A 19,213-nucleotide genomic window follows, 5' to 3' on the forward strand; every position below is an offset into this window, starting at 1 on the left:
ATGACTATACGTTTCTCTGCACGTTTATGCAACGCCATGCATCCGTGCACCTTCTCATGACTGCGCCGAGATATTTACTTGGCGGACGAGCACAGTAGTTGGCGGATCTTGCTTCGGTAACGCTGCGTTGTTGAGACCTGGCGCTCTCGTTGGCCCTTGAGCGTTGCCGCCAGCCTGTGCCTACCTGCGACTGAGCTCAGTAGGTGGCCCTTGAGCATTCCGGTTGGCCCCTGTGCATGATGGGTGGCCCCGTACGAGCCGCTGGATCACCGCCCAGAGGCTTCCGGTGGACCGCCGGGCCAGCCACGATCCAGTTCCGGGGATTCGACGGTTGGGGTGTGACGTGGACTGGCGGACCGATCCGACGTTCGAGATGTGTCGGAAAGTGACGGACGGGTCGGACCTGGCCTCGTTCTCGGGGGGTCCGTTCGACGTGCGGGCGGCGGTGGCCAGCATCCTGCCCGAGCCTCGACAGGCCTTGGACTTGGATGCCGTCCCGTGGGGCAACTTCCCCCATGGGTACGACGTCCGGGAGGCGGTTTCCCTCCTGCGCGCTGGCAGCGAACCGGTCGTGGACGCGACGGGTGTGCTGTGGGGCCTGTGCGCCGACGACAGCTGGGCCGCCGCTGCCCTTGCCGTGCCGTACCTCATTCCCCTCGCCGTCAACGCCCACCACCCACACCGCACCGCCGCCCTCGCAGTCCTCTCCGGCCCCGCCCGTGCCAGGCACCACGGCGTCGCCTCTCGCGAGGAATTCCTCCTCCACCGCAACGATCCCCAGCGCCACGCCCCCGATACCCACGACGACTACGGCTACGAGGTGACCGGCTACCCGGCCGGCTGGTCGGTGGCCGCCGCCCGAGCCGCGATCACCACCGCCACCACCGCGATCCTGCCCCTTCTTGGAGACTCCGACCCCACCATCCGCGTCGACGCCGCCTACGTCCTGGCGACCGCCGCCGACCCCGCCCACACCATCCGGACTGCCTTGGCCAACGGATTCGCCACCGAAGGCGACGCCATGGTCCGCGCCGCCCTGCTCCTGGCCGCCGCCGAGATCACCCGGGCCCACCCGCACCCGCCGACTGTGAGGTGGCTGCGCGAACGTTGGCATGACCGAGCAGAGGCCCCCGAAGCCCGTCTGTCGGCGGCGGTCGGCTGGCTCTGCCTCACCGACCAATCCGCCCCAGAGGAGCTCCGCCGGACCGTCGACACCCTCGCCGACGACGAGCGCGCACACGCCATGGAGGCCCTGCCGTGGATGAGCGCCGCCTCAGGCACTAACGAACCAGGACTCCTGCGCTGCAGACGCTGCATGCTCCACCCAGAAGAACCTGACCCGGAAGAGGTCCTCTGGGACTCCTTGTTCTGAGCAACCGGTCTGTGGTCGTGCATTGGAATTGTCCAGTGGGTCAACTACCGTGCTCGGCCCGACTACCCGACTCGGGCGCCCACCGCCCCGGCGAATGAGGTTCCTGCTGGGCGTTAGCCTCAGCGGATGATTCCTGAGCCGCCACCGAAGGTCATCACTCGTCTCCGCGATGGTCGGATCCACGCCTACGTCGTGGGCGCCGGTGCCTACGGGAGGCTGGAGCCCGCAGCGGTTTTCCAGCCCCGGGATGGCGAAGAGGTCGTAGCGTCGGTGGTCCGGCAGGATTTGGAGCGGGTCGTGTATACGACGCTGAACGGAGTCGTCTGCCTTACGCGCGCCGGCAACCTCGTGTGGGCCTCGGACTTCGAACCGCGCTCTGACGTACGCCATGGCCACCGGCCTGGCTGTGCGCTGTCTCTGGACGGCCGGACGGTGTGGGTCTACCGGCCGGACGCGATGGCGGGCCGCGGAGACGGGGACCAGTGGGTCGTACACGACGCCGACAGTGGGGTGGTTGTGGCCCGCCGGGAGTTGGAGACGGTCGGGCACGGCGCCTTCCACCACGTGCATCCCGTGGACGGCAGCATCTACCTCGACATCGGTGAGGGCCAGGACGGATCCGTCATTCTCCTGGGCACGGTCGGGGCGGACGGCGAGCCGGAGTTCGTGACGTACCCGTGGCAGGACCGCTGCCTGATCGACCTGGCTCCGTCCGGGCACCAGTTCATGACTGTGGACCACGGGCAGGCGGACGTCGCCTTCCACCGCCACCCCAACGGGGACGTGCTCTTCATCCTCCCCGTCGAAGCCTTTGGGTACGACCCGGAGGAGTCCTTCGTGGAATGGAGCGGCGGCTACCTGACCGAGCACACGGCCATCGTCACCGTGGGCGGTGAGAATGAGGACGAGGTGGAGTGGTTCCGTCACCACCTGGTCGACGTACGCACGGGCACCCTTAGCGGCGAGTTCACCGTTGAGGCGAGCAACCCGTACGAGCTGGTGCCCCTGGGCGACGGTTCCTGGCTCACCGGCGGCCCCGGCGGCGACCCCGTCCGTTGGTCCAGCTCTCCGCAGCCGTCGGCACCGCCGCATCCGGCCGCACCAACCTCTCCGTACGAGAGGCAACAACTGTGACGACAGACCCCCGAGTGCCGCTGAATCCTCAGGCGCCTGAAGGCTTGAGCCGGCGAGCTCGTTACTTCGTCGAGGTTCACGGGCTGCGTGTTCCAAGCCGCGACCTCAAGCTTTTCCGGGAGGCATGGCTCAGGCAAGGGATTCCGGATGCCGAGATCGACCGGGCTATCGCCTTCCAGGAGCGCTGGGGCGGTCTCGCCCTGCCCCCGGCCCCTGAATACGAAGGCGGCCCGCGCGTTCTGGAAGCCGATGCCCCGGAGGGCTCGGCCGCGAACGGATGGCGGTTCCCGGCCGGTGGCTGTCGCGTCTCCATGGCCCACGGGTTCATGATCGGGCCAGGAGGTGAGTTCGGGATCGACGCTGACCACTGGACGCCACTGCACGCCAGCACAGAGGGATGGGTGGAAGCCCTGGCACTTGCCAGCCACGCGGGCTACTGGGCCAAGAGCATCACGAAGATCAAAGGCAGCGCCGTCGAGGACCTGAACCTCGACGGATTCGAGCCGGTACCCGAAGTCCAGGGACTCGCTGACACCTGGTGGCGGGGCAAGGACTCGCTCATCGCCATCTACCGCGGCGAAGCCTCAGGATTCAGCGCCCCCCACTGCCTGAGGGCCCATATCTACGGCGGGCTCGATGCATGGGGCCTGGCCGGCACCTGACTCCCGGAGGCCGAGCCCTCGATCCCGCCGCTGAGCGTTCGGGTTACCACAGGGGCCAAATCGCAGCACTACGTCACAGTTGTGGTCAGTTCCGAAGATCGGGCCTTGTCGTCATGCTGCGCTGCCATCGTCGATCGCCTCACCTTCAACGGCGCGATCATCCAGACCGGCACCGAGTCCTACCGCCTCGCTCACACCAAAGCCCTGGCCGAGCAAAGCCCAGTGGGCTGAACTTCGGCCGAGCATCGAACAGACCTGGTGAGTGCTGGCTTCAGCGCAAGTCCTTCCCTGGGTCTACGGCCCAGTGGTTGGTCTTGAGGACTCGCCCTGCGAAGGTCACCTCGGCTTGTGAGAGGAAGCGGAACCCGACGGAACGGCAAATGCCGTTCGACGCCGCGTTGTCTGTTGCCGGAAAGGCATGCACCAGGCCCCAGCGGTTCTGGTCCCTGGCCTGTTCCAGAAGGGCGCGGACGGCGCGTTTACCGAAGCCCTGTCCTTGAAATTCGGGCAAAACCATCCAACCGATCTCGGACATCGGTCCGTCGCTGGTGTCGTGGGACCAGATAGTCACTGTCCCGGCCACGACTTCTGGGGTGGCCCCGTCGGGAATGATCATCTTGAACCATGCGAGGTCGTCTGCTGCCTGCCGGGCATCCCGGCGGACCTTGTCCGCCATCCCCTCACGCGGAAGGGGCCCGCCCAGGTCAGCCATCATCACGGGGTCGCACCGCATCCGAATATAGGCATCGACGTCGTCCAGTGAGACGTTCCGCAGCTGCACTACTCCTCCTTGGTCCCGTCCGGGATGGTCCCACGGTCCGAGAGGGCGATCACCAGGTCCGAGTCACGGGTTCAGCGACCATGGGCGGAACCTATGACAAGGCCGCGCGACTCCTCGGGATCACCCCCGTCCAGACTCACCTACTCTCGGCACGCGAGACCCGGCGCTCAGGGCGAACAGGCTGCAACCCTCTTGAATTCGACAGGGCTCTCCGCGCTCTTGCCTCCGAACTGCAATCAGCACGTCAACACTCGTTTCCCACCGGCGCGGGCGCGAAGCGCTCCAGGAGTGGATACTCGGCATCGACGCATGGAATGCGCTGGTCAGCGAACTTCCGCCCACGCTCGTCCAGTTCCGCACCCGGACTTATGACCGCAAGCGCCAGAACGCCTCGGTATTCGTCTGGACGCTGGTGACGCGAGGCGAGGACCTCTTCGCTCCCCGCCCACTCGAAGCCGCACAACCCACCGAGATCCAGCAACAGTGCCGCGCGGCGGAACACCACATGGTTCCAGTTCTCCCGCCCCGACCCACTGCCAATACGCGGACCTCCGCCGAGTCCTCGCCACCTACGCGCGGCGACTTGCCCGGGACATCGACTCGGGAACTGGGCAGATCGGCATCAACTGAGCCCGGTCCAGTCTCAGGCCGGGCCTACAGCCTTGCCTGACCTGCGGATCGGCAAGCCAAGAACCTTGTCGAGCTCCGTGGCCGCGACGTCGAGAAGTGCCTCACCGAACAGGCAAAGAGACTCTTCCCAAGGGTGTCCGAAGCTGCCTATGCGGAAGTCCTCTGTAAGGAAGAGGTAGTAGTCACCGTCGGGATACGGGCTCAACGGCCAGGCCGGTTGACCAGGACCGCCCACCTCTTGCGGTGCGAAGCGGTACGACGGGTGCTGCCAGTCGAGGGCGAACAGATTGCCTGACGGGCCCACGCAGGAGGACAGTCCCTGCTCGACGATGGCGACCAGGCGGTCCGGACGCTCGTAGTCAGGTTCGTCGGGAAGCGTCGCCAGACTCCATGTAACTGACGCACCGGGCTCTTTGATGGCTGGCCATTTGGACGGACTCGTGCTCGGCTGGAAGCTGAACTTCTCGTAGAAGCGGTCCCAGACGCGGCGGTCCTCAGCGTCTGACAGCTCCATCACAGGTTCGTCCATCACCCGTCGATCGTACCGACCGGCCAGCAGAGAGGGTGCTGAGAAATCGTTCACGAAAGTGCGGACAGAACCGATTTCACAGATCCTCTTCATCAGCACCGTCAGCAATCACGCACAGTGATCATCGGCACCCTTGAGTGCCAACTATCGCGCTCGGGATGTGCTAACAAGAATTCTCCGAGCGAGCCTGACCTGCACGACTCAGGCCGAGATGTGCCAACTAAAAGTCTCGGTCACAATGGCACCGCGGCCGGCCGGAGTGGGCATCGAGGCGCGGGACATGCGGGCGCTCGCCCGCATGGGCGCAGAGCCTCGGAGCGTCCGCCCGCGGCACCGGCGGGGCGTGGCGCATCGCCCCGGCCCCTCCGGCCTCCGCCTCCGTGGCCCTCTCAGGCGTACCCGCATCCTCGCTCCCGACCCGGGCGAAAAACCGACTGCACCTCGTGGTCGCCCACCAGGCGGGTCTGGTCGACGCGTCAGGGGCTTCGGCGCTGCCCCTGGACGTGGGGCAGGACGGCGTTCCACAGACGGTCCTCGCCGACCCGGAGGGCTACGCGATCCGCGTGCTCGAACCCCGCGGCATCCACCGCGACACGGGCCCGCCGGCCGCCGTGGTGATCGACTGCGCGGACCCGCGCGCGATGGCGGCGGCCTGGGCGAGGAGCTCGACCGGACGGTGCACGAGGTCAGCGACGCGTACGCCCCACTCCGCCCCTCCACGGCCTCGGGCCCCTGCCCGGAGTTCCTCCGCACCCCGGACAGCGACACGGAGCCGGACCGCCTCTGCCTCTGCCTCTGCCTCTGCCTCTGCCTTCCGGCTGACGATCCCGCCGCCGAGGTCGCCCGCCTTCGTGCCCTGGGCGCCACCCCCGTCGGCGCGGGGCGGGGCGGACCCCCGGGACCGGTCCTGGCCGGCCCCGAGGGTCACGCGTTCCGCTTGGTCACCTCCGGTCGATCCTCATGAACGTCACCGAGTTCGGCGGGAAGGTGTACGCGAACGTGGGCGCCACGCCCCGGAACGTCGAGGTCACCGGGGTGACCGGGGCGTCCGTCTCGGTGTTCACCTCGTCCGGGTCTGCGGCCAGGGTGGTGACCTGGGCGCGGGAGGAGACGCGGGCGGAGCCGAGGTCGACGGAAGTGCGGGCCTCGGACGGCTGGGCGTTGACGACCTTGAGGAGCAGGTCGCCGGTGCGGGCGTCCTCCGTGACGACCTGGCGGAACGGCTCGGCCGGCTTGTCGTCGGTGAAGCTGCCCCACTCCTCGCCGTCGAGGTACAGGGTGACCTGGCGGCCGCGCACCTCGACCCGGATGTCGTAGGCGCGGCCCGTCTCGATCGAGCCGGGCTTGGAGATCAGCGTGGACTTGCCGCCGTCGACGGCCTGCTCGACCGCGGACCGGGTGTTGTCCCAGCCGCCCAGGTTCCACCAGTAGTAGGTGCCGGTGTCCTTGACGCCGAAGGCGATCAGGAAGCCCTCCTTGCCGGACCGCTTCACCGCCTCGACCCGCAGGTCGTAGTCACGCCACTCGGGGTCGCCCGCGGTGACCAGGGTGTTCTCGGCGGCCTCGTCGGTCTGGACGTAGGCGCCGTCCTGGACGGTCCAGCTGCCGCCGCCGACGTGACGCCAGCGGCCGGCGCCGGCCGAGAAGTCGTCGCTGAGCAGCGTGGTGCCGTCGGCCGCCGTCACCTCCACGTCGTCGTACGCGGCGCTCGTCGCCCACGTGGAGAGGCCGACCGCTCCGGCGATGGGGCCGCTGACGTCGGGGGTGCCGCTCGCCCGCGAGGGGACGACGCGGTCGCCGACGTTGTTCATGAACAGCTTCTGGACCTCGTAGTTCGCCGACCCCCACGAGGCGCGGTTGTTGAACCAGATCATGTCCGGCCGCCACTGGACGTAGTCCTCGTTCGCCAGCAGCGGCGCGTACGAGGCGAGTTTCACGACGTCGGCGTTGCGCTCGAGGCCGGTCATGTACGCCGCCTCGGCCAGGGCGTTCTTCCAGGCGTTGCCCTGGGAGGCGTACTCGCCGAGGAAGACCTTCGGGCCCTGCCGGTCGTAGGAGTCGTAGCGGTCGTTGTTCCGGAGGAACCACTGCGGGCTGTTGTAGTAGTGCTCGTCGACCATGTCGACGCCGCCCTCGCGGTTGAGCCGCCAGGCGGTGTCGAAGACCGTGCCCGCGTCGTCGGGGCCGGAGTTGGAGATCAGCGTGATCTCCGGGTGCTCGGCTTCGACGGCGGCGCGGAAGCGCTGGAAGCGGGCGAAGAACTCGTGGGGCAGGTTCTCCTCGTTGCCGACGGCGATGTGGGTGAGACCGAAGGGCTCGGGGTGGCCCCATCTCGGCGCGCAGGCCGCCCCACGTCGACGTCCTCGGGCCGTTGGCGAACTCGATGAGGTCCAGGGTGTCCTGGATGTGCCGCTTCAGCAGCGCCTCGTCGTCGGTGGCCCGGTTCTGGCCGCAGCCGGTGACGAGCGCGGGGACGACCGGGAGCGGCATCGCGCCGATGTCGTCGGCGAAGCGGAAGTACTCGTAGTACCCGAGTCCGTAACTCTGGTTGTACCCCCAGAAGTTGGCGTTGGTGGCGCGTTTCTCGACCGGGCCGACGGTGTCCTTCCACTGGTAGGCGCGCCGGCGCTGCCAGCCGGAGGTCTCGCTGTAGTCCTCCATGGAGCCGGTGTTGACGAGGCAGCCACCGGGGAAACGGAGGAAGCCGGGCTTCAGCGCGGCGATCTTCTCGGCGAGGTCCTTGCGCAGCCCGTTGGGCTGGTTCTTGTACGTCTCGCGCGGGAACAGCGACACCATGTCGAGGGCCGTGTCGGCGGAGGTCGCGACGGTGAGCCGGCCGCGGTTGCTGGTGCGGGACGCGGTGAACGTGGCCTTGTACCGGGTCCAGCCGCCGCGCACGGCCACCTCGCGGCTCTCGGCGAGGGTGCCCGCCGCGTCCTTGAGCGTGACGGTGAGGGTGGCGCCGGCCCCGGCGCGGGCCCACACCGAGAAGTCGTACCGCTTGCCCTGCTCGACCCGGATGCCGGTGTTGTAGCCGGCGTTCGTGACGGAGGAGCCGGCGCCGAGGGACAGGTAGGTGCGGTTGCGCTCGTCGAGCCGCCCGGAGTCGTCCACCGCCTCCGCCGTGCCGGACACGGACCAGGCGGTCAGGGGCGTGTAGGAGGCGTGGTCGGCGGTGGAGTACTCGAAGGAGCGGTTCTGGACGAGTTCGGCGTACAGACCGCCGTCGGCGGCCCGGTTGATGTCCTCGAAGAAGACGCCGTACATCGTGTCGTCGATCGCCGGGCCGTGGGCGCCGGCGTCGACGGTGATCGTGTAGTCGGTGACGGCCTCCGCGTGGGCGGGGACCGGTAACAGCAGGGCGGCCGTCAGCAGTGCGGTGCCGGTGAGGACGGCTCTGCGGCGGGTGCGGTGCCGGGCGGTGCGTGACATGAGTACTCCGCGGCTCTGGGGGGAGATGGGCGGCTGTTCGCAATGTCGGACGCTGTGCAGCACTTCGAACGGCAAGATAGGGAGGGGGCAGGAGCACGTCAATGGGGCGTGCGGCACGGCGGAGTACGAGAGAGCACGGGAGAGCGGGACGCCATGGGCGAGTTCTGGCCGGTACCCGACGTACTGGCGTATCTGGGCGGCGCCTGGCGGGCCGAGCGGGTCGTGCGGGACCTCGCGAGCGGGGACGAGGGGTGGTTCACCGGAACCGTGGTGTTCGAGCCGCTCGGGGACGGCGACGGCCTGCTCCAGCGGGAGTCCGGCGACTTCACCTGGCGGGGCGTCACCCGGCCCGCCGAGCGCACGCTCCGCTTGCTGCGCGGCCCGGACGGCACGGCGGACGTGCGGTTCGCGGACGGCCGCTTCTTCCACGGCCTGGACCTCGGCTCCGGCCGGCACATCGCCGACCACCCCTGCTCGGCCGACCTCTACCGGGGCGAGTTCACCGTCCGGGACGCAGACCACTGGCGCACGGTCTGGCGAGTGCGGGGCCCGGCGAAGGACCTGGAACTCGTCACGGACCACATGCGGGTGAGCATGCCCTAGTGACCTGAGTCAGAGACTCGCCGCCTACTGCCGGCGAGTCTCTGACTCAGGTCACTAGGCGCGCAGGGGCTGGGCCGAGACGCTCTCCAGCCGCAGGCTCCAGCGGCCCGGCCGTCCGGCGACGCCGATCGTCGACAGGGAGCGGACGTCGATGTTCCAGTAGGTGGCGGGCGGCGCCTTCAGCGCGTAGACGAGCGCCGCGCGGATCACCGACGGCTCGGCCACCGCGACCACCCGGCAGCCGTCCTCGGCGGGCCGGGTGTCGAGCCAGTTGCCGACGCGTCCGATGAAGTCCAGCAGGGACTCCCCGCCGTGGCTCGCGGACCGCGGGTCGGCCAGCCAGGCGTCCACCGCCTCCGGCTCACGGGCCATCGCCTCGCCGAGGGTCAGTCCGCGCCAGCGCCCCATGTCGCAGTCGCGCAGGGCGAGCTGGACGAGCGGCGCGTAGCCGAGCCCTTCCCCGGTCGCGCGGCTGCGCGGGGCCGGGGAGCAGTAACGCAGGTCGGCCGCGGCCAGGGGAAGCAGTTCGTGCGCGACGCGTTGCACCTCGCTCCATCCGGCCTGGTCCAGAGGCCGGGAGTCCTCGAAGCGCTCGGACAGCACCGTGGAGCTCCCCGCTGCGGCGACGAACGTGACCCGAAGTGCCATGCGGCGATGGTCAGCCGCAAGGGTCGGCGGGTCAAGAGGTGCCGGCCGGTCGTGACGCTCGGTGGTGCTACCCTCACCCTCCGCCGAGGGCATACGGCGCAACCCGGTCCTACGCGGCCACCGGAGCCGGCGTCAGGCCTGTTCGAAGATGAGCGCCATCCACTGGTCCGGCCGCTCCAGTGGCCGGAACCCGATGGGCGCGTACACCTCGTGCGCGTCGTGCGTGGCGAGCAGCACCCGCCGTACGCCGTACTCGCGCACCTCGTCCCGTACCGCGGTGACGAGCGCGGTGCCGAGTCCCTTGCCGCGGACGGCGGGGTCCACGTACACGTCACACAGCCAGGCGAAGGTGGCCCGGTCGGTGACGACACGGGCGTACGCCACCTGCGCGCCGGTGACCGTGTCGTACACGCCGAAGTTGAGCGAGCCGGCGATCGCCTTGTCCTGTGTCTCGCGGGCGCGGCCGAGGGCCCAGTACGCGTCGGTGGACAGCCACCGGTGCACCGTGGCGGCGTCGGTCCGGGCGGGGTCGGTGGAGATCTCGTAGCCCTCGGGCAGGCGCGGGTCGGCAGTCATGCGCCGATGCTGGCAGCAGGTCGCGGCGGGCGTCGACCCCTTATCCCACCACCTGGGACCAGGCCGTCCGCAGCCGGTGCACGCCCTCCGTGATCTCGCCCGTGCCGGCCACGGCGGCGAAGCTCAGACGCAGGTGTCCTGCGGGCGGTTCGGCGCTGAAGTAGGGGCGTCCTGGGGTGACGGCGACTCCCGCGCGCAGGGCGGCGGCGGTCAGGGCGGACTCGGACACGCCGTCGGGGAGGCGCAGCCACAGGTGGTACCCGCCGGAGGGGACGTGCGGCAGGGCGAGGGCGGGCAGCTGGAGGCGGAGCGCGGCGGTCATGGCGTCGCGGCGGGTGCGCAGGGCGGCGGCGATGGAGCGCAGGTGGCGGGGCCAGGCGGACGAGCCGACGAGTTCCAGGGTGGCCTCCTGGAGCGGGCGCGGCACGAAGAAGGTGTCGACGATCTGGATGGCCCGCAGCCGCTCCAGCACCGGGCCGTGCGCGGCGAGGGCGCTCACCCGGAAGCTGGGCGAGGTGGCCTTGGTCAGCGAGCTGACGTGCACCACCACGCCGTCGGGGTCGTCGGCGGCGAGCGGGCGGGGCAGCGGGCCCGCGTCCTCGTGCACGAGCCGCCGTACGAAGTCGTCCTCGACGACGAACGCGCCGGCCTGCCGGGCGATGCGCAGCACCTCGGCGCGGCGCTCGGGGGCGAGGACGGCGCCGGTCGGGTTCTGGAAGAGGGGCTGGCAGACGAAGACGCGGGCGCCGGTCGCACGGAAGGCGTCGGCGAGCAGGGACGGGCGTACGCCGTCGGCGTCGACCGGGACGGGCACCGGGCGGAGTCCGGCGGCGCGGGCGATGGCGAGCATGCCGGGGTAGGTGGGCGACTCGACGAGGACGGGCGCGCCGGGCGGGGCGAGGGCGCGCAGGGCGGTGGTGAGGGCGGACTGTCCGCCCGCGGTGACCAGCACCCCGGCCGCCGTCACGGGTCCGCCGACGGCACGCGCGAACCATTCGCGCAGCTCGGGCAGTCCCTCCATGGGCGGCCTCCCCCACGCCCCCGGCCTGCGTCCGGCGCGGGCCAGCGCGGCGGCCATGGCGCGCTCCGGCTGGAGCGAGGGATGCAGATAGCCGCCGTTGAACTCGATCACCCCGGGCGCGGGGGCGGCGAGCGAGACGAGGACGCCGGACGCGTCGACCGAGCGCGGGACGAGGTCGGCGGCGCCGTCGGCACTGAGGGCGACCTCCTGCCAGGAGGTGTCGCCGGTGAGGGCGGCCGGTGTGCGGGGCCGGGCGCGGAAGGCGCCGGCGCCGGGGCGGGTGACGACCAGCCCTTCGGCGGCGAGGCGCGCCAGGGCCCGGGAGACGGTCACGGGGCTGACCCGGAACCGCTCGACGAGGGCACGGCTGGACGGGAGCTTCTCACCGGGAGAGTAGCGGTCCAGCTCCTGTCGGAGCTGTTCCGCCAGTTCACCGACGCTGCTACTCTCTTGCATGAGAGCACAGAGTAGCGCTACTGCCGCAGGTCCGATAGCAGTTCCCGCTCCCTCGCAGGGCCGTGGCTTCGGCACCCTCCAGGCCGCCCTCGGAGTGGTCGCCTTCTCCCTGACCTTCCCCGCCACCGCCTGGGGCCTCGAGGGCTTCGGCCCCTGGTCGCTGGTGGCGGTGCGCAGCGTGCTCGCGGCGGTGATCGCCGGCGGCTGTCTGCTGGCCCTGCGTGTGCCGCTCCCCGCCCGCCGCCACTGGGCGGGGCTCGCGGTGGTCGCGGCGGGGGTGGTGCTCGGCTTCCCGATGCTGACCACGCTGGCGCTGCAGACGTCCACGACGGCGCACGCCGCTGTCGTCGTCGGCCTGCTGCCGCTCACCACGGCCCTCTTGTCGTCCCTGCGGACGGGCTCGCGCCCCTCGCGCACCTTCTGGGCGGCGGCCCTGGCCGGCGCGGCGGCGGTGGTGGCGTTCACCGTGCAGCAGAGCGGGGGCGCGCTGACGACGGCGGACGTGTACCTCTTCGGCGCCCTGCTGATCTGCGCGGCCGGCTACACCGAGGGCGGTCGGCTGGCCGGCGCCATGCCGGGCTGGCAGGTCATCGGCTGGGCGCTGGTGCTGTGCATGCCGCTCACGGTGCCGGTGGCCGCGGTGGCCCTGACCGCGGAGCCGGTCCACATCACCGCGCACAGCGTGACCGGCCTGTTGTGGGTGGCGGCGGGCTCCCAGTTCCTCGGCCTGATCGTCTGGTACCGGGGCATGGCCTCCATCGGCGTCCCGAAGGCCAGCCAACTCCAGCTCGCGCAGCCCCTGCTGACCCTGTTCTGGTCGGTCTTCCTCCTGGGCGAACACCTCCCGTGGGCGGCCCCGGTGACGGCTCTCGCCGTCCTGGTGTGCATCGCGGTGACACAGCGGGCGCGGGGGTAGTCGCGGACGCGGCCGGCTGGACAGGGCGCGGCAGGGCCGGGGCGGCGGGGACACGGGGCCCGGCACGCGCAGCCGTCGAGAAGGATCAGACCCGGCCGCGTGCCCCCGGCATCGCGGCCGGACCGCTGCCGTCCTGGGGCGCCCGCCGTAGACTCGAAGGAGCATGGACCGCTGCTCCCGTCAGGTGAGGAGGCGACGATGCGCGCAACCGAGGGTGACCGGCTTGTCCAGCACGGCAGGGTGGTCGGCCAGCACGACAAGGTCGGCGAGATCGTCGAAGTGCTCGGCCGGGACGGCGACCCGCCGTACCGGGTCCGGTTCGAGGACGGGCACGAGGGCATCTGCTCCCCCGGCCCCGACACCGAGATCCGGCACCGGGAGGTCGTGACCCGGCACTGATCAGGACGGGGACCCGGCGGGCCGGCCGTAGTGGTCGGCCACCACCCGTGCCATGGCCCCGACCGGATCGGCCGTCACCTCGCGCGCCGCGAAGAACACGTGCCCCCGCACCTCGGGGTACTTCTTCGCCAGCGTGAGGTGACGGGACAGCTCGGCGGGGTCCTGCCAGGCGGCGGGCTGCGCCGGGTCCCCCGCCTTGTACAGCGCCTCCCCCGCGTACAGCTGCGTGCCCGAGCCGCGCACGACGTCGGCCCACCAGGTCAGCAGCTTCGCGTAGTCGGCCGCGGCGAAGCCGATGTTCCAGTACAGCTGCGGGCAGATGTAGTCGATCCAGTTCTCCCGCGCCCACTTCCGCGTGTCCGCGTGCAGGTCGTCGTACGACTGCACGCCCGCGCGGGTGGCGGAGCCCCGCTCGTCGACGTCGGCGTTGCGCCACACCCCGAAGGGGCTGATGCCGAAACGCGTACCGGGGCGGATCGTCCGGATCGCCTCGGCCGTCTCGTGGACCAGCCGGTCGACGTTGTCCCGCCGCCAGGCCGCGCGGTCGGGGAAGGCGGCCCCGTACCGGTCGTAGGCGGCGTCGTCGTCGAAGGTCTGCCCGGCCACCGGGTACGGGTAGAAGTAGTCGTCGAAATGCACCCCGTCGACCGGGTAGCGCCGCACCGCGTCCAGCATCGCCTCCCGCACGAACGCCCGGACCTCGGGCAGCCCCGGGTCGTAGTACAGCTTCCCGCCGTACGGGATCACCCAGCCGGGGTTGCGGCGCGCCGGGTGGGAGGCCGCGAGCCGCGTGGGATCGGCGTGCAGGGCGACCCGGTACGGGTTGAACCAGGCATGCAGCTCCAGCCCGCGGGCGTGCGCCTCCGCGACCGCCGTGCCGAGTGGGTCCCAGCCGGGGTCGGTGCCCTGTGTGCCGGTGAGGTACTGCGACCACGGCTCGTGCGGCGACGGCCACAGCGCGTCGGCGGTGGGCCGCACCTGGAGCATCACGGTGTTGAGGCGGGCACGGACGGCCGTGTCGAGGTGGGCGAGCAGTTCGGCGCGCTGTTGGCGTGCGCCCAGGCCGGGCCGTGACGGCCAGTCGCGATTGGTGACGGTGGCCACCCACACGCCCCGCATCTCACCGCTCGCCGCGCCTCCCCGCCCGGGCCCGCCCGCCGTGCCCGTGTCCCGCGCCGGCCGCGGCGCGGCGGACCCCTGCGCCGTCGTCGCCAGCGCGGCCAGTGCCGCCGCCGCGAAGCCCCTGCGTGACACCTGCACCCTCGCCCCCTGACTCCGCTGTGGCGACATCTGTCACGATCGTCCCGGAACCGCCTGGTCAGGGCGGGTCCCCCGGCCAGGATGCCCCACCCCCGCGATCGATCATCGATACTTCGGAGTAACGTGCACGAACGGAGCAGGCGCCGGGACCCGGCACCCTGCCACAGCCGTAGGCAGTAGCGAAAGGGACGATGTGACCGACATCGAACGCGTCGGAGTGGTGGGCTGCGGTCAGATGGGCGCGGGTATCGCCGAGGTGTGCGCCCGTTCCGGGCTGGACGTCAAGGTCGCCGAGACCACCGGCGAAGCCCTGGAGATCGGCCGTACCCGGCTGTTCAACTCCCTGACGAAGGCGGCGGAGCGCGGCAAGATCAGCGACGAGGAGCTGGAGGCCACGCAGGCCCGGCTGACCTTCACCACGGACCTCGGCGAGTTCGCCGACCGTGATCTGGTGATCGAGGCCGTCGTCGAGAACGAGCAGGTGAAGACGGAGATCTTCCAGGTGCTCGACCAGGTGGTGACCCGCCCCGACGCGATCCTGGCGTCGAACACCTCGTCCATCCCGCTGGTGAAGCTGGCCGTCGCCACGTCCCGCCCGGACCACGTCATCGGCATCCACTTCTTCAACCCGGCCCCGGTGCAGAAGCTGGTCGAGCTGATCCCGGCGCTCACCACCTCCGAGGGCACCCTGAGCCGCGCGCAGGTCTTCACCGAGAAGGTGCTGGGCAAGCACGCGATCCGCGCCCAGGACCGCTCCGGCTTCGTGGTCAACGCGCTGCTGATCCCGTACCTGCTCTCCGCGATCCGGATGTTCGAGTCGGGCATCGCCAGCCGCGAGGACATCGACAACGGCATGGAGATGGGCTGCGCCCACCCGATGGGCCCGCTCAAGCTCTCCGACCTGATCGGCCTGGACACGGTCGCCTCGGTCGCGTACTCGATGTACGAGGAGTACAAGGAGCCCCTGTACGCGGCTCCCCCCCTGCTCCAGCGCATGGTGGACGCGGGCCGCCTGGGCCGCAAGACGGGGTCGGGCTTCTACTCCTACGAGTGACCGTACGAGCCTTCGCTCCTCCTCGGGTCCCTGGCCGGTCGTGCGGCCCGGGGCCCGAGGTGTTTCCGCCGAACGCCCGCCGGCGGTGGGTGAGCGGGGCGCGCGGCGCGGGGTTGCGGGCGGGGCGCCGGGCCAGGGCGAGCAGCGCCGGGACGTGCGTGCCGACGACGCCCGGACCGCGGGCGGCGAGGCAGGCGACGGCTCCTAGAGGCGCAGGTGGTGCAGGAGGAGCAGGGCGGCTGCCATGTTGGCCCCGGGCACCTCGCCGCGGGTGACCAGATCCGGGACCACCTTCAGGGGGACCCATTCACGACGGTCCGACTCGAACGCGTCGACGGGGTCGCCGACGTACTCGCCCTCGTCGGACCAGTAGATGTGGTGGCGGGCGTCGGTGAGGCCGTTGGACGGCTCCACGCTCATCAGGTGGTGCAGGGGGCCCGGGCGCCAGCCGGTCTCCTCCTCCAGTTCCCGGGCCGCCGCGCCGGCGATGTCCTCGCCGTCCTCCACCACGCCCGCCGGGAGTTCCCAGCCCCAGCTGTCGGTGATGAAGCGGTGCCGCCACAGCAGCAGGACCTCGTTGGCGTCGTTGACGACCGTGGCCACGGCGACGGGCCTCAGCCGTATGAGGAAGTGGTCGAGGTGTCGGCCGTCCGGGAGTTCGACATCTGCGAGATTGACGCTGAACCAGCGGTTTGAGTACACAGGCTGTTCGTTCTGTTTCGTCCACTGCATGGTTCTGCCGCCTTCCGATGGGTAAGGGGCAATATCGCAGCAGCGGCGGCCGCACAGCAGGCGCACGGAGGGCCGCCCGTGACGCATGGGGCGGCGCGGCGAGGCACGCGCCGGGCGCGGCCCGGTCCCGGCCGCCCCTCGTACGCCGGAGGCGGCCCGGTGCCGTCTACAGCGGCACCCGCAGCGCTCCGTCGATGAGTTCGGCGGCCTCGGCGGTGCCCGCACCCCCGCTGCGGAGCAGATGCTCGCGCACCTCGCGCAGCCGGTCGCGCAGCCGCTGCGACTCCATGCCTCGGGCCTGTTCGGCCATCTGCACGGCGACGGCCACCGCCCGGTCGGCGTTGCCCTGGCGCAGTTCGACCGTGCACAGCATGGCCAGCCGGTGCACCCGGCCCCGGTCGTGCGCCGGGGTGTCGACGGCCGCCGCCGCGTGCTCCCCCGCCGCCGCCAGCTCGCCGAGGCTCAACAGCGCCTCCGCCACCTGCACGTTGACCAGGCCCGGCTGGACATAGCCGGTCTCGTCGGGCTCGTGGCCGCGGTGGATGCGCTCGGCGGACTCCTCGGCCCGCCGGATGCAGGACAACGCGCCTGCCGCGTCTCCGAGATGGGCGTACGCCTTGGCCTGCATCGCGTACAGGTCCGAGGCGAGCGCGGGCGTGATGCGGTGACCGGCGGCGCGCAGCGCGGCCTCCGCGAAGGCGACCGCCTGCCGGAACTCCCGCATGTGCAGGGACTGGTTGACGAGCAGGGCGATGACGTACGCGCCGAGGCCCCGGTCGCCGCTGGCCTTGGCGAGCCGCAGCGCCTGGTGGAAGTAGCGCTGGGCGAGGCCGTGGGCGTCGGAGTCGTAGGCGCAGATGCCCGCGACGGCGACCAGCCCGCCCGTGGCACGGTGGAGTTGGCGGCCGGTGGCGTCGGTGTAGCTGCCGCGCAGCAGCGGGGCCGCCTCTGCGTTGAGGAAGCCGACGATACGGGCGCGGGTCGCCATGCCGCCGGCCTTGCGGTACATCTGCTCGTAGTGGGCGCGGGCGGCGCGCAGCATTTCCAGGTCCCCGGGGGTGACCCGGTGCGGGCCACCGCGCGAGACGTCCACGTCCTCGGGCGGATTCTCCCACTCCCAGACGGGCATCACGGCCGGGGTGCCGGTGACGGCGGGGGCGCCGAGGAGGTGCGGGCGGCCCTGCTGGTCGGAACGCCACAGGGCGGTGGCCCGCTCGACGAAGCCGGAGAGCGAACCGGTGTGCGTGACGGCCGGGTCACCGGGGACGCCCAGGCCGATGTCGTCGAGCGTGACGGGGCGGCGCAGCCGGGCGGCGAGCACCTCGCAGATCAGGTCGGGCACCTGGCCCCGGGGGCGCTGTCCTTTCAGCCACCGGGCCACGGCGGTGTGTTCGTAGCGCAGTGTCAGACCGCGTGCCCGCCCCGCCTGGTTGACGTGTGCGGCCAGCCCCGCGTGGGAGACGCCGGCCTCGTCGAGGATCGCGTCCAGCAGAGTGTTGGGCTGCATGTCGGGCCCCCCGGTGACTCGGTGCGGACAGGGTAGTGGCTGCGCGTTCACACGGGGTGTGAACGGAGTGCCCGCATCCGCAGTGTGCACGCGCTGTCGCTGAGCGTGCCCGGCCGGTTGACTGAATTGCCTCGAAAGAGGCCGGCCGGGCCGCCGGCTCCCCCTCGTACAGCGGCGGCCCGTATGTTCGCCGTCCGCCCGGCCGCCTGCCCGACACTCCGTGGCGGGGCGGACGGCCGCCGGCCTCGCGCGGCACCCCGGGTCGGCCGTGGCCGGGCAAGGCGTGCCGCTACCGGTCTGCCGTGGCCGACCGGGAGACACCGTGGGTCTGCCGCGTGGTCGGGGAGCAGCGCTCGTTCCTGAGGATCAGCAGGGCCACGTCGTCCTTCGGCGGGCCGACGCTGTGATCGAGCAGGGCGGTGAGGACCGTCCGCAGGACGGCCTGGGGCGTCTGCGGGCGGTCGCGGACCGCCTCGGCGAGGACGTCGCCGAGCGGGAAGAAGCGGCCGTCGGTGTCGCGGGCCTCCTCCGCGCCGTCGGTGTGCAGGACGAGGATGTCGCCCGGGAGCAGACGGCCGCACTCGGTGGCGGGAAGCTCGCCGGGCAGCGGGAACAGGCCGAGCGGCGGGAGAGGGTCGGCGTGGGCCAGCGGCTCGGCACCCGCGCCGGTCAGCCGGTACGGCCAGGGGTGGCCGCAGTTGAGGGCGTGCACCTCGCCGTCCGGGAGGATCTCCAGCAGCAGGACGGTGACGAACTCCTCGGCGGCGGGGGCGCCGTCCGGGGCGGGGTGGTCGCTGTGCGCCCACTCCCGCAGGTGCCGGTCCATGGCGCGCTCCAGGCGGCGCAGCACCCCGGCGAGGGTCTTCTCGTCGTGGGCTGCCTCGCGGAAGCTTCCGAGGACGGCGGCGCCGGTACGGACGGCGCCGAGGCCGTGGCCGCGGACGTCGCCGATGACGGCCCGTACGCCGTGCTCGGTGGCCGTCACCTCGTACAGGTCACCGCCGATGCGGGCGCCCCGGTCCGCGGAGAGGTGGACGGCGGCGACGGCAAGGCCCTCGACCCGTGGCGGCGGGGGCCGCAGCAGCACGCTCTGGGCGGCCTCGGCGATCCTGTGGGCGTGCCGGACCTCGCGGAGCATGCGGCGCCGGAAGTGCAGGACGATCCCCGTCCCCACGGCGCACAGCACGGCGCTGCTGACCAGGCGTGCGGCGAGAGCGTCGTCCCGGGCGAGCGGGCAGGTCAGCCGGTAGGCCACCGCGACGGCGCCCCACGCCGTCGGCACCGCGAGGGAGCGCAGTCGTGACAGGAACCGGGGTGGCACCCCGCGGGGAGCCCCAGGGTTGAAGCGGATCATGCCGATGGCCCCCCAAATAGGCCCGGACAGCGCAGACCGGCCTCGAGAGGCCGGTCCGATTCTGTCGACCGCGACGGCCGTTCCGGACGCATCACCCGGCTCAGTCACCCGAACGAGTGAGTAACCGGCAGGACGCCGGAGTTCCGC

17 protein-coding genes and 2 pseudogenes are annotated in these 19,213 nt (G+C 71.4%); 9 read left to right on the plus strand and 10 right to left on the minus strand.

The annotated features are described in order from the left end of the window. The first annotated feature begins 343 nt into the window (after window positions 1-343). The 4 genes and pseudogenes from MTR79_RS22815 to MTR79_RS22830 all read left to right on the plus strand — a co-directional run. On the plus strand, window positions 344-1,372 hold the full coding sequence (locus MTR79_RS22815; RefSeq protein ID WP_189366457.1) for a hypothetical protein: 1,029 nt from the start codon (window positions 344-346) through the stop codon (window positions 1,370-1,372). Between the two features lie 126 nt (window positions 1,373-1,498). Then, window positions 1,499-2,506, plus strand: coding sequence for a hypothetical protein (locus MTR79_RS22820; RefSeq protein ID WP_244791881.1), 1,008 nt, complete (start codon window positions 1,499-1,501; stop codon window positions 2,504-2,506). A 14-nt stretch (window positions 2,507-2,520) separates the two neighbouring features. Then, the gene (locus MTR79_RS22825; protein WP_244791882.1) at window positions 2,521-3,168 is read left to right on the plus strand and encodes a hypothetical protein; all 648 of its coding nucleotides are present in this window, start codon (window positions 2,521-2,523) and stop codon (window positions 3,166-3,168) included. Window positions 3,169-3,285: 117 nt separating this feature from the next. After that, window positions 3,286-3,399 (plus strand): annotated as a pseudogene (locus tag MTR79_RS22830) (AAA family ATPase); the annotation flags it as partial. A 40-nt stretch (window positions 3,400-3,439) separates the two neighbouring features. Here MTR79_RS22830 and MTR79_RS22835 read toward each other — a convergent pair. Further along, on the minus strand, window positions 3,440-3,949 hold the full coding sequence (locus MTR79_RS22835) for a GNAT family N-acetyltransferase (RefSeq protein WP_244791883.1): 510 nt from the start codon (window positions 3,947-3,949) through the stop codon (window positions 3,440-3,442). Window positions 3,950-4,592: 643 nt separating this feature from the next. After that, entirely contained in the window at window positions 4,593-5,207 is a 615-nt protein-coding gene (locus tag MTR79_RS22840) for a DUF2716 domain-containing protein (protein ID WP_244793279.1), read from the minus strand. Window positions 5,208-5,406: 199 nt separating this feature from the next. On the opposite strand from MTR79_RS22840, the gene MTR79_RS22845 reads away from it, so the two are divergent. Then, the gene (locus MTR79_RS22845) at window positions 5,407-6,072 is read left to right on the plus strand and encodes a VOC family protein (protein ID WP_348538760.1); all 666 of its coding nucleotides are present in this window, start codon (window positions 5,407-5,409) and stop codon (window positions 6,070-6,072) included. Here the strand turns inward: MTR79_RS22845 and MTR79_RS22850 are convergent. Continuing rightward, a pseudogene (locus tag MTR79_RS22850) lies at window positions 6,050-8,540 on the minus strand (alpha-L-arabinofuranosidase C-terminal domain-containing protein). The gene MTR79_RS22845 and the pseudogene MTR79_RS22850 overlap by 23 nt on opposite strands. A 153-nt stretch (window positions 8,541-8,693) precedes the next feature. Here MTR79_RS22850 and MTR79_RS22855 point away from each other — a divergent pair. Then, entirely contained in the window at window positions 8,694-9,143 is a 450-nt protein-coding gene (locus MTR79_RS22855; RefSeq protein WP_244791884.1) for a DUF6314 family protein, read from the plus strand. Between the two features lie 54 nt (window positions 9,144-9,197). Here MTR79_RS22855 and MTR79_RS22860 read toward each other — a convergent pair whose 3' ends face one another. The 3 genes from MTR79_RS22860 to MTR79_RS22870 all read right to left on the minus strand — a co-directional run bounded on the left by MTR79_RS22860 (window position 9,198) and on the right by MTR79_RS22870 (window position 11,844). Beyond that, complete coding sequence (locus tag MTR79_RS22860; protein WP_048459984.1) at window positions 9,198-9,791, minus strand: histidine phosphatase family protein; 594 nt, start codon at window positions 9,789-9,791, stop codon at window positions 9,198-9,200. A gap of 132 nt (window positions 9,792-9,923) precedes the next feature. Next, entirely contained in the window at window positions 9,924-10,367 is a 444-nt protein-coding gene (locus tag MTR79_RS22865; protein WP_086702080.1) for a GNAT family N-acetyltransferase, read from the minus strand. A 40-nt stretch (window positions 10,368-10,407) separates the two neighbouring features. Further along, window positions 10,408-11,844: a PLP-dependent aminotransferase family protein gene (locus MTR79_RS22870; RefSeq protein WP_086702079.1), complete on the minus strand. Its 1,437-nt coding sequence runs from the start codon at window positions 11,842-11,844 to the stop codon at window positions 10,408-10,410. On the opposite strand from MTR79_RS22870, the gene MTR79_RS22875 reads away from it, so the two are divergent. Both MTR79_RS22875 and MTR79_RS22880 read left to right on the plus strand, forming a co-directional pair. Further along, a complete protein-coding gene (locus MTR79_RS22875; RefSeq protein ID WP_086702077.1) occupies window positions 11,843-12,760 on the plus strand; it encodes a DMT family transporter in 918 nt (305 codons plus the stop codon). The genes MTR79_RS22870 and MTR79_RS22875 overlap by 2 nt on opposite strands. Before the next feature lie 198 nt (window positions 12,761-12,958). Further along, a complete protein-coding gene (locus tag MTR79_RS22880) occupies window positions 12,959-13,159 on the plus strand; it encodes a DUF1918 domain-containing protein (protein WP_048459988.1) in 201 nt (66 codons plus the stop codon). Here MTR79_RS22880 and MTR79_RS22885 read toward each other — a convergent pair whose 3' ends face one another. Then, the gene (locus MTR79_RS22885; protein ID WP_244791885.1) at window positions 13,160-14,449 is read right to left on the minus strand and encodes a family 10 glycosylhydrolase; all 1,290 of its coding nucleotides are present in this window, start codon (window positions 14,447-14,449) and stop codon (window positions 13,160-13,162) included. Between the two features lie 163 nt (window positions 14,450-14,612). Here MTR79_RS22885 and MTR79_RS22890 point away from each other — a divergent pair, with 163 nt between their 5' ends. Next, entirely contained in the window at window positions 14,613-15,473 is an 861-nt protein-coding gene (locus MTR79_RS22890) for a 3-hydroxybutyryl-CoA dehydrogenase (protein WP_048459989.1), read from the plus strand. 204 nt (window positions 15,474-15,677) lie between these two features. On the opposite strand, the gene MTR79_RS22895 is transcribed toward MTR79_RS22890, so the two are convergent. The 3 genes from MTR79_RS22895 to MTR79_RS22905 all read right to left on the minus strand — a co-directional run bounded on the left by MTR79_RS22895 (window position 15,678) and on the right by MTR79_RS22905 (window position 19,066). Beyond that, complete coding sequence (locus MTR79_RS22895; protein WP_244791886.1) at window positions 15,678-16,205, minus strand: NUDIX hydrolase; 528 nt, start codon at window positions 16,203-16,205, stop codon at window positions 15,678-15,680. A gap of 166 nt (window positions 16,206-16,371) precedes the next feature. Then, entirely contained in the window at window positions 16,372-17,712 is a 1,341-nt protein-coding gene (locus MTR79_RS22900; protein ID WP_086702870.1) for a transcriptional regulator, read from the minus strand. Between the two features lie 289 nt (window positions 17,713-18,001). After that, on the minus strand, window positions 18,002-19,066 hold the full coding sequence (locus MTR79_RS22905) for a PP2C family protein-serine/threonine phosphatase (protein WP_244791887.1): 1,065 nt from the start codon (window positions 19,064-19,066) through the stop codon (window positions 18,002-18,004). Window positions 19,067-19,213: the final 147 nt, after the last annotated feature.

The organism is Streptomyces sp. BJ20 (assembly GCF_022869105.1).
Lineage (GTDB): Bacteria > Actinomycetota > Actinomycetes > Streptomycetales > Streptomycetaceae > Streptomyces > Streptomyces griseoincarnatus.